This window comes from bacterium (genome assembly GCA_040753555.1).
GTDB lineage: Bacteria > UBA9089 > UBA9088 > UBA9088 > UBA9088 > JBFLYE01.
Map to the genome: position 1 here is coordinate 1 of JBFMDZ010000076.1, position 10,245 is coordinate 10,245.

Genomic DNA, 10,245 nt, shown 5'->3' on the forward strand with positions numbered 1-10,245 from the left:
TTGCTCCAAGGCACATTGAAAGGGCTTCTGTGATTTTAAAAGATGAAGGGCTTATAAGAAGAAGCAGCGCATCATACATTCCATCTTGCTCTATTGTTCTATTAGATACAATCGGCGAATTAAGGTCTTTTTACAAGAAGGCAAGCCTTGTATTTGTTGGAGGCTCTTTATTTCCCTATGGCTGTCATAACCTAATTGAGCCTGCAATCCTTGGAAAACCTGTATTGTTTGGAAGATATACAGATAATTTTAAGGATTGTGCGAATAGCTTAAAAAAAGATGGTGGTGGATTTGAGGTTTCCTCCTCATCTATTTTTTCTCAAATAGCATTCCTTCTTGAAAATCCCGATGAGTTAAAAAGGGCAGGAGATAATGCAAAAAATGTTGCTTTAAGCCTGGTAGGTGCTTCAAAAAGGTGCATCCCCTTTATCCTTAATATACTGAAATAAAATTGGTTTTTTGTGTTAATGTTTCTATAACCAAAGATATTTCCTCATTGTTGATTATTCTTCCTTTGTATGTGTTTAGCTCAAATTTTGTATATGTTTAGCTAATTACTTAAGCTTTTTAACAAAAATGCCGATAAATAAGGTAAATGAACAAAGATTACAACAACCTTTTAAAGGAAATAGAGGTTTCCTCTTGTCCAAATTGCAAGAGGCTTATAAGAATAATTGAAGAACAACAAATAATGATTAAAGAATTAGAAAGGAAGGTCAAAGAACTAGAGAGAAGGCTTAATAAGTATGAGAATGCCCATATTCCTCCCTCACAGAAAAAATTTTCCAACCCCCCTTCTGATAAACCTTACAAAAATCCAGGAAGACCTATAGGTTATTCAGGAACTACAAGACCTATACCGTATGTGTTCAGCTAATTTTAAGGAAAGCAATGAAAGAAAGTGTGGAAGCGCTTAAAGCGCGGAAGCAAGAAAGCTTTTAGTTAGCCCTTCCGTTCTTCCGCTCTTCCGTTCTATATAGGGAGAAATGAATTTTAAACCAGCTAAACATATACCTTCCTTTAATTGAATCCTCTAATCCTCTTTCTACCATTCGCTCAAAAACAAGTTCACGCATTATTGCTTCGTATGATGCATCTTCAGGTTGTTCTTAAATGATTTTCATCATTGCATCTTTCACTATTACCATATTCATAATTTCCTCCTTACTTCCCCTTAAATGCCTCCCTTTTGCTATTTATGATTGCAACTCCAACGATGATTAGAGAAATTACAATAGCAATGATTGTTCCGGTCTCAAGGGAAAACCCGCCTTTTCTTATAATACCATATTTCATGATCAAGCCTGCAATAAGTAAGGCTATGAGGTTCATAACCTTTATCAATGGATTTAAGGCTGGTCCTGATGTATCCTTTAGGGGGTCTCCGACTGTATCTCCAATTACACCTGCTTTATGGCAATCAGAGCCTTTCCCACCATAGTTTCCCTCCTCTATGAATTTCTTTGCATTATCCCAGGCACCACCTGCATTTGCCATAAATACAGCAAGCAGCTGACCTGATAAAATAATTCCAACAAGGTATCCACCTAATGCCTCTGCTCCAAAGCTAAAGCCAATAATAACAGGTGCTAGGACAGCAAGCAATCCAGGGCCTACAAGCTCTTTTTGTGCGGCAGATGTTGCAATATCAATACACTTTGCATATTCTGGCTTTGCTGTGCCTTCCATAATCCCAGGGATTTCATGGAATTGCCTTCTAACTTCGTTAACCATTTCTCCTGCTGCCCTTCCAACAGCCCGAACAAGAAGCGATGAGAATAGAAATGGAATCCCACCACCAAAGAGAAATCCAACAAATACAAGGGGAACATTTATCCTAATCCCTGTTTCTAAAAGTCCTGATGAGCCAATGTATGAAGAAAATAGAGAAATAGCGGCAATTGCGGCTGTTGCAATGGCAAAACCCTTTGTTGTAGCCTTCGTTGTATTTCCAACAGCATCAAGCTTGTTTGTAATCTCCTCTGTCTTTCCCTCATGTCCTACCCCGGTCATCTCACCAATCCCATGTGCATTATCTGTAACAGGTCCATAAGAATCCATTGAAACAATAACACCTGTTGTTGCAAGCATTCCCATTCCACATAAAGAGATGCCATATAAAGCAAGATTAACATCTCCACTAAAGAGCAACATTGATGTAACAATTGCCAAAGCAATAAGAAAGATAGACCAGACAGAGGACTCAAGGCCAACAGCAAATCCAGAAAGAATTGTTGTTGCAGGTCCTGTTTGTGTTGACCTTGCTATCTCCTGAACTGGCGATTGCTTTACGGACGTGAAATGCTCTGTTAAGTAAGAGATGCAAATAGCCAAAATAAGGCCAATTGAAACAGCACATCCAAAGCGAAGGTCGCAATTCATATAAAAATAAGAGACAATGAGTGCGGCAATGGCTGTAATAATGGCAGAAACAGTAAATGCCCTTTGAATTGGTCTCATTGCATCCTCATCCTCTGATTTCGCCTGAACGATGTATGTTCCAAGTATGGATGTTAAAACACCAATCGCACGAATGATTAAGGGAAATATAATGCCTGTTGCTCCATATTGGGATGGTGGCAGGGCAATTGTTCCCAAAATCATTGCGGCAACAAGGGTTACCTCATAAGACTCAAATATATCTGCTGCCATTCCTGCACAATCACCAACATTGTCTCCAACATTATCTGCTATTGTTGCCGCATTCCTTGGGTCATCTTCTGGAATCCCCTTTTCTACCTTTCCAACAAGGTCTGCACCAACATCTGCGGCTTTTGTATAGATTCCTCCACCAACCCTCATAAATAAAGCAAGGAGGCATCCGCCAAATCCAAAACCAACAAGAACCTCATAGCACCTTTCTTTATATATCATATAAATTATTGTTGCTCCAATAATTCCAAGACCAACGCAAATCATTCCAGTAATTGAGCCTGTTCTAAAGCTTATTTTTAATGCCTTTCTCAAAGATGACCTGGCAGCCTGGGTTGTCCTGACATTTCCCCTTACAGCTAAGCTCATTCCTATTCCACCAATAGCCGCAGAGAATATTGCTCCCATCAAAAATGCAAGGCTTCTTCCAATGGCAACAAACCAATCGAAGCCTTGATTTTCAATATGTGTTCCTCCCTCAGATGGTGGCGATGTAAACAAAAGGACAATTGTAAGGACAAGAATAAGCCCTGCAATTGTTGTAAATTGTCGCTTTAAGTAGGCATTTGCTCCCTCCTGGATTGCAGATGCAACACGCCTCATATCTTCTGTTCCCTGGTCTTCTTTTAAAATTGTAGTGCCTAGAAAAAAGGCATAGACAAGACCCAAAATCCCACTTCCTAATACAACCCAAAGAATTACATTTTCAAACATTTCCCTTATTCCTCCCAATTTAAAAATTTACATAAATATAATCAAAACCAAAATAATTGTCAAGGTTTTTCAGAAAAATTTTTTTGGCTCTCAGCATTCAACAGGAGACATTTTTCATGCCTGTTTGGTTTAGGGGTTAGGAAGTTAGTCGCTTTTTACCAACATCCTAACCCGACTTCCATACTGGCTTCCTAACTACTGCATTGTAACGCAAATTATTAAAGGCTTTTAGTCTAACTGTATATTGCAACAATTTATGCAAGATACTATAAAGCAAAAAGACATTATTTAACTTTTAATGTTACAATGCACTACAGCTTTATCTTATTGTTTATATAGATTTGTAAAAAGTTGGGGAAGTTCTAAATAGTTACAAAATCCCTTTACAAAAAGAAGATAGGTTTTTATAATTTTAGAGGTGATGAAAAATGAATAGCTTTAAAACATTTATTCTCTTATGTAGTCTTACTTTGTTGCTTCTTGCAATAGGAAGGGTAATTGGAGGGCAGGGAGGGCTTACATTTGCCCTTATTATGGCAGGGGTTATGAACCTCGGAGCATATTTTTTCTCTGATAAGATAGTCCTTGCGATGTATGGAGCAAAAGAAATCTTAGAAAAGGATTTTCCCGATGTCCATAGGATTGTCTATAACCTTACACAGGCATCAGGGATGCCAAAGCCAAAGGTATATCTTATGGAAAATGCATCGCCAAATGCCTTTGCTACAGGAAGAGACCCAAAACATGCCTCTGTTGCTGTAACAACAGGGATATTAAGGCTTCTTTCTTATGAGGAGCTAGAGGGTGTATTGGGTCATGAGCTTGCTCATATAAAAAATAGGGATATTTTAATAGCAACAATTGCCGCAACAATTGCTGGTGCTATAAGCTATCTTGCTCATATGGCACAATGGGCAGCTATATTTGGAGGAAGCAGGAGGGATGAGGAGGGAAGAAGTAGCAATCCCCTAGTTTTCCTTGCAATAGCCATTGTCGCACCATTAGCGGCTTTGCTCATCCAGCTTGCCATATCAAGGTCAAGGGAATACCTTGCAGATTCTGAGGGAGCAAGAATCTGTGGCTCTCCGAATAAGCTTGCATCCTCCCTTGAGAAATTAAGGATGAGTGTTAGTAGGATTCCAATGGATGCAAACCCATCAACAGCCCATATGTTTATTGTCAATCCATTATCTGGTGGGTTTTTCCTCTCCCTTTTCTCAACACATCCTCCAATTGAAGAAAGGATAAGGCGATTAAGGGAGATGATAAGATAAAAACCACACTAGACTATAAAACAAGGGGTCAATTTTCATCCTCTAATAAAGAGTCAGAGAGGCTTAGAGTTAGAGAGTCTGGAAATTACAGCCTTTTAGACTCTTAAGACCCTCCGACTCCTAGACCCTTTAGACTCTACAGGCTTTCCTTAAAATTAGGTGAACACATACAAATCTTATACATGTGATATAGTAACAATCCCATAAAATTCCTTGAAAATAAATAGGTTTTGCTATACAATTCTTTTATGATATTCAATCTAATAATTAGTATGAGACCAAAGCAATGGATAAAGAATCTCTTTATCTTTGCTGCTTTGGTTTTTGGAGAAAGGCTAAATGATCCTATTTCTTTACTTAAGGTTTCTTTTGGATTTATTCTATTTTGCCTTATTGCAGGCTCTGGTTATCTTATAAATGATGTAATTGACCAAAAAAAGGATAGGCTACATCCATTAAAATTAAAAAGGCCTATTATATCCGGTGCTCTAAAAAAAGAATATGCCATAATCTTTGCCATTCTATTTATTATAGCCTCCATTTCTTTTTCATTTTTTATAAATTATAATTTTAGCCTTTGCCTTGTTTCTTATCTTCTTCTTTCTTTATCCTATTCATTTTTTCTTAAAAATATTGTTATTATTGACATTCTTATCCTTTCTTTTGGGTTTGTAATAAGGGTTATTACAGGTGCGTTTGCTATTGGTGTTTCTATTTCTCTCTGGCTTCTTATCTGCACAATGCTTATAGCCCTGTTTCTTATACTAAGCAAAAGAAGGCATGAGCTTGTTCTTTTAGAGAACGATGCCTCATTGCATCGTGAAATTCTCTCTGAATATAGCCCTTCCTTTATTGATGAGATGATTTCAGCCATAACAGGTGCGGCTGTTATTGCCTATTCTTTATATGCCTTTCAGGTAAGAGACAAATTTGGAGAATATTTTCCCCTGACCATACCTTTTGTACTATATGGGATATTTAGATACCTCTACCTTGTCCATCAAAAAGGGAGGGGAGGCTCTCCTGAGATAGACATTACACAAGATAAACCCTTAATGATCAATATGCTTCTTTGGATTGCTTGTGTTTTATGTATAATATACCTATAAACTTCTTATAAGCTTGTCTATATCAGAGAATAGCTCTTGAAATATAAAGGAAGAGACATTCCAAAGAAAAGGAAAGAGAAGAAAAAGAACAATTAAACCAGAAAGAATGGTAATTGGAAAACCAAATATCATAATGTTTATCAAGGGTGCTGCCTTTGAAAGAAGACCCAATGAGAGATTTACAAGGAATAATACACAAAGAAGGGGGAAGCTAATCTTAAGGGCTGTGGTGAACATCTTGCAAAACACATCAATCATAGAAGAAGAAAGGATTTTTGAGGAAATGAGGGATAACCCGGAAACAAAGCCAAATGAAGAAATTACACCGTGAAGGATTGTTTGTGGTCCATCTATTGTAATAAATACAAGCATTCCAAATAGCCCTAATAATTGCCCAATAACAGGTTGCTCTACCTCAGAAAGTGGGTCAAAGACATTGCTTATGGCAAACCCCATTGAAACAGAATAGAATTCTGCTGACAGGCTAAATAAAGAAACAATAAAGGAGGCAAAGAGCCCAATGGTAAGCCCAATAATAATTTCAGATATGGAAAGAATACCGTAGTTAATGATATTTGTTGGTGGTTGTGGAATAAAGGAAAGGACAGGAGGTGCTGCGGCAAGGGAAGCAAGAAGGCAAATGCCTACCCTTATTGGATAGCCTATATTTGGGCTTGAAAACAGAGGGGCTGTTATGAATATCCCAGATATTCTAAGGAATACAAGCAAGAATTTTTGGAATTCAGAAAGTAGAACTTCCATTATTAAAGGGTTGAAATTATCTCAAACACCCTTATTGTCCACCATCCCATTGTCTTTCCAAGCCAGGCAGCACATAGCCCACCTGTAATAAGAACAGCCAAAATCTTTGGGACAAATGTTATTGTTTGCTCCTGAATGGATGTTGCTGTTTGAAGAATAGAGATTATTAAACCAACAATAATTGATACAGCAAGCATTGGAAGCGATAAGATTATAGCATAAAAAATAGCCTCCTGAAAAAGCCTGATTACTAACCCCTCTGTCATCTTATATATGTTTACTCCCCTGCATAAAAAATCCTAAATTCAAAATCTTAAAACAAATCCAAAATTCAAAGCACAAAAGAAAAAACATCCATAGATCCTTTAGACTCCTAGACTCTTTGACCCCTAGACTCTTTAGACTCTTCAATGAAAACTCAAAACAAGCCTATGGATTAAAAGATTCCATCCATCAACCATAACAAATAGCAAAATCTTAAATGGCAATGAAATCATTGCAGGTGGAAGCATAATCATACCCATAGACATTAAAACAGATGCAACAATAATGTCTATAACAAGGAAAGGTAGAAATAGCAATATCCCAATTTGAAATGCAATGGAAATCTCAGATGTCATAAATGCTGGAATTAGGGTTAAAATTGGAATATCCTTTGGTGTTCTTGGCCTTTCTAGCTTTGAGATTCCAACAAACAAAGCTAAATCCTTCTCCCTTGTCTGCCTTAACATAAAATCCTTTACAGGAATAGATGCCTCCTCCAATGCCTTTCCTCCTGTAATCTTTTTCTCTAAGTAAGGCGTTAAGGCATTTTTATTAACCTTATCCAATGTAGGAGACATAATAAAAAATGTTAAAAATAAAGCAAGGGCTGTGATTACCTGCTGTGGAGGTGCTTGCTGAATTGCCAGAGCCTGCTTTACAAATGTAAGGACAATAACTATCCTTACAAACGATGTAACCATCATAATAATTGAAGGAACTAAGGCAAGAATTGTAAGGATAAATAAAATCTGAAGGCTCATTGCAACATCCTCTGGCTTTCCGGGTGCAATCCCTAAATTTATCTTTGGAATAGGAATATCGGCACAAAATGAAGAAAAAGCAATAAAGAGAAAAAATAATACCTTTTTCATATAAAAATTATAGTATCTCCCCTGATCTCTTACAAGGATTAGTATATGTTCAGGTGTTTAAAAATTCGTATGTGTTTATCTCCTTAATATGCGTTGAAATTCCTTAGTTTAATTGTAAATTTTGTATGTGTTTAGCTGACCTCAAAGGATTATTCCAGAAAAAGGTTTTCAATCTCCTCTTCTACCTCTCTTTGAGAAGAGGGAAGGGATATTACATCTTTTCTAACTATTCCTTTAATCATTTCTAAACCCTCATTGTTTGGAAATCCCATCTTTATCAATAATTTATTCCCATCCCATCCTGCAGGAACTAAACCTTGCAATTTAAGAAATTTTAAAAGAATAGCCCTTTTTTCTTCCTTATCAATACTTGGGTTATAAGTGTTTATTTGTTCATAGTCAGTAGTATCTAAAACCTTCCCAAGAATAAATGTTAAGACGCCTCCATCAATAATTTTTTTATAGCGAAGGTATGCCTCAAGCCCCATTCCTTCTCTTCTTGCTTCTGTAATATATTTCTGGACATCACCCTCTGTAAGCTTACCATACTTTACAAGACCTTCAACCAACTCCTTATTTCGTTTTGAATGGCTGGCATAAGCAGGAAGTGTTTTGGGAATAACCCTTCCTTCTCTTAGGTTTTCCTTATATATTATAGCGTTTTCTATTTGAGAGAGAAGAATTTTGCCAAAATCTTCTCTTTTCTTATCTAAATACTGGTAGAGATGATATTTTAGGGCTTTGTAGATGTTATTAAGAACATCCTCTATGTCTAAATATGTTGAGACCGCAATTATCTGGGTTGAGGGGTCTTTTTTATTTATCACCTTAATAGTGTTTAACCCTCCTATTCCCTCTTTGTCTTCTGGGCTTAAACACATATCCACCACTGCTACATCAAAAGAAGGAGAGGAGTTGATTATTTTCCACGCCTCCTCTGCACTTGAAGCGGGTGTTACCTCCCATCCCTTGCTTTGAAAAAGCCCTTTCCAACTTTCTCTTGTCTCCTCATCATCCTCAACCACAAAAATCCTTTCCATCTATTTTCCTCCTTTTGGCAAAGCGATTACAAACCTTGCTCCTTCCCCAGGAATTCCTTCCTCCCTTATCTTTCCCTTATGGGCTTCTATAAAACGCTTAACAATGCAAAGCCCAAGCCCTGTTCCTTTGCCTGTAGTAAAGAATGGCTCAAATATCTTTCTCTTATTTTCAAAGGGAATTCCTGGTCCATTATCAGCAATGGTTATTTCTATATTATCCCCTTTTGCTTGAAGGATTAGGTTAATTTCTCCCCCTTTTTGAGGAAGAAAGGCTTTGGAATTGTTTATAAGCTCTGAAAATACCTCCTTTAATCTTTGCTTATCTCCTTGAATGATTGGCCTTTCTAAAGATTTCTTACAATAAGGAGCTATTCCCATTTCCTCTATAACCTCTTCAATAAGCGTAGCTATATCTATCTCTTGAATATTAAGAGATAAAGGCTTAAGCAACCCAGCAAAGTCATTCAATATTGCTCTGGTATTTTGAATTATTCTGTCCATAGAATCTATTTCCTTTTGAAGCCTATCTTCCGATGTAGTAATTAGTTGGCTTGCTGTAAGAACCCTATTCTCCAAAGCAACCATCTTTGTGCCTATGCGATGACCAACCGAGGTAGAGAGTTGCCTAATTTCTTTCTGGAGGCACATAGCCTTAATCACAAATAAGGCTGTTTTTAAAAGGGGAAGGACTCTTTTTTCATCCATATAGGTAAAATCCCCCTCTTTTATAAAATTTGCCCTTTCTATAACCTCATCCTCCCAAACAAGGGGAATACTCATTAAGCCAGAAACCCTTATTGTGTTTCCATCTTCTATTTTGATTTTTTTTATTATCTCCTTGGCTTCTCTCTCCTCTATTCCCTTTAAGGCAGCTATCTTCCATCCCTCTTCATCTTTATGTAGCCAGAACCCCTTTTCTATCCTTAGTAAAAAGATTGCTCTATCCAAGCAGAGAGAGAAAAGCTCCTCTTGGGAAAGAAAGGATGCCTTGCTTTCTATTTCACGGATTCCTGCAAGCTGTGCCCAGCTCTTTTCCAATTCTTCACGAAATAAATTCTCTCTATTCATTTCTTAAAATCTCTTTTATCTTATTCACAACATCAAGGGTATCATAAGGCTTTGTAAAAAATGCCCTTACCCCTAACCTTTCTCCCTCCAAAATCTCACTGCTCCTCTCATAGACACTAATAAAGATAAATGGAATAGATTTTGGTATATGCTTGGCAATCTTAAACCCTCCCTGATCATCTATTTCTTGATTATCTTTAGATTTAGGAAGGATAATATCAAGACAAACAAGGGATATTAAATCCCTTTTCTCATCAATTATGCTTAATCCACTCTCTACATCATAAGCACATAATACATTATAGCCCTCATCCTCTAATCTATATTCCAAAAGCTTGGAAATGTCTTCTACCAATAATATAGTTTGTCGAGTAGACATTTTCTATAACCTCCTATATGTTATTTTATGCCCCTCACAGAACCGTGCTTGTGGATTTCCGCAACGTGGCTCTTCAGCAATGCTTCCTCTATACGAGGACAGGGCATATGT

11 protein-coding genes are annotated in these 10,245 nt (G+C 37.2%); 4 read left to right on the forward strand and 7 right to left on the reverse strand.

Annotated elements, in window-relative coordinates:
* Positions 1-449: 3-deoxy-D-manno-octulosonic acid transferase (locus tag AB1630_07250; protein MEW6103589.1), on the forward strand; the 449-nt coding region annotated here is incomplete at its 5' end.
* 146 nt (positions 450-595) lie between these two features.
* Complete coding sequence (locus AB1630_07255) at positions 596-877, forward strand: hypothetical protein (GenBank protein MEW6103590.1); 282 nt, start codon at positions 596-598, stop codon at positions 875-877.
* A 287-nt stretch (positions 878-1,164) separates the two neighbouring features.
* Here the strand turns inward: AB1630_07255 and AB1630_07260 are convergent, their stop codons facing one another.
* A complete protein-coding gene (locus AB1630_07260; GenBank protein ID MEW6103591.1) occupies positions 1,165-3,366 on the reverse strand; it encodes a sodium-translocating pyrophosphatase in 2,202 nt (733 codons plus the stop codon).
* 428 nt (positions 3,367-3,794) lie between these two features.
* On the opposite strand from AB1630_07260, the gene htpX reads away from it, so the two are divergent.
* Both htpX and AB1630_07270 read left to right on the forward strand, forming a co-directional pair.
* Positions 3,795-4,640 carry a zinc metalloprotease HtpX gene (gene htpX, locus AB1630_07265; protein ID MEW6103592.1) on the forward strand — a complete coding sequence of 282 codons (846 nt, stop codon included), beginning with the start codon at positions 3,795-3,797 and terminating at the stop codon, positions 4,638-4,640.
* Positions 4,641-4,888: 248 nt separating this feature from the next.
* Positions 4,889-5,749 carry a decaprenyl-phosphate phosphoribosyltransferase gene (locus AB1630_07270; protein ID MEW6103593.1) on the forward strand — a complete coding sequence of 287 codons (861 nt, stop codon included), beginning with the start codon at positions 4,889-4,891 and terminating at the stop codon, positions 5,747-5,749.
* Here AB1630_07270 and fliR read toward each other — a convergent pair.
* From fliR to AB1630_07300, 6 genes are all read right to left on the reverse strand, one after another.
* Positions 5,744-6,511 carry a flagellar biosynthetic protein FliR gene (gene fliR / locus AB1630_07275; GenBank protein ID MEW6103594.1) on the reverse strand — a complete coding sequence of 256 codons (768 nt, stop codon included), beginning with the start codon at positions 6,509-6,511 and terminating at the stop codon, positions 5,744-5,746. The genes AB1630_07270 and fliR overlap by 6 nt on opposite strands.
* 2 nt (positions 6,512-6,513) lie before the next feature.
* Positions 6,514-6,777, reverse strand: a complete 264-nt coding sequence (locus AB1630_07280) for a flagellar biosynthetic protein FliQ (GenBank protein MEW6103595.1) — start codon at positions 6,775-6,777, stop codon at positions 6,514-6,516.
* Between the two features lie 141 nt (positions 6,778-6,918).
* Positions 6,919-7,647, reverse strand: coding sequence for a flagellar type III secretion system pore protein FliP (fliP, locus tag AB1630_07285; GenBank protein ID MEW6103596.1), 729 nt, complete (start codon positions 7,645-7,647; stop codon positions 6,919-6,921).
* A 149-nt stretch (positions 7,648-7,796) separates the two neighbouring features.
* A complete protein-coding gene (locus AB1630_07290) occupies positions 7,797-8,687 on the reverse strand; it encodes a response regulator (protein MEW6103597.1) in 891 nt (296 codons plus the stop codon).
* Positions 8,688-9,755 carry a HAMP domain-containing sensor histidine kinase gene (locus AB1630_07295; GenBank protein ID MEW6103598.1) on the reverse strand — a complete coding sequence of 356 codons (1,068 nt, stop codon included), beginning with the start codon at positions 9,753-9,755 and terminating at the stop codon, positions 8,688-8,690. It lies immediately after the preceding gene.
* Positions 9,748-10,134, reverse strand: a complete 387-nt coding sequence (locus AB1630_07300; GenBank protein MEW6103599.1) for a response regulator — start codon at positions 10,132-10,134, stop codon at positions 9,748-9,750. The genes AB1630_07295 and AB1630_07300 overlap by 8 nt, the downstream gene beginning before the upstream one ends.
* Positions 10,135-10,245: the final 111 nt, after the last annotated feature.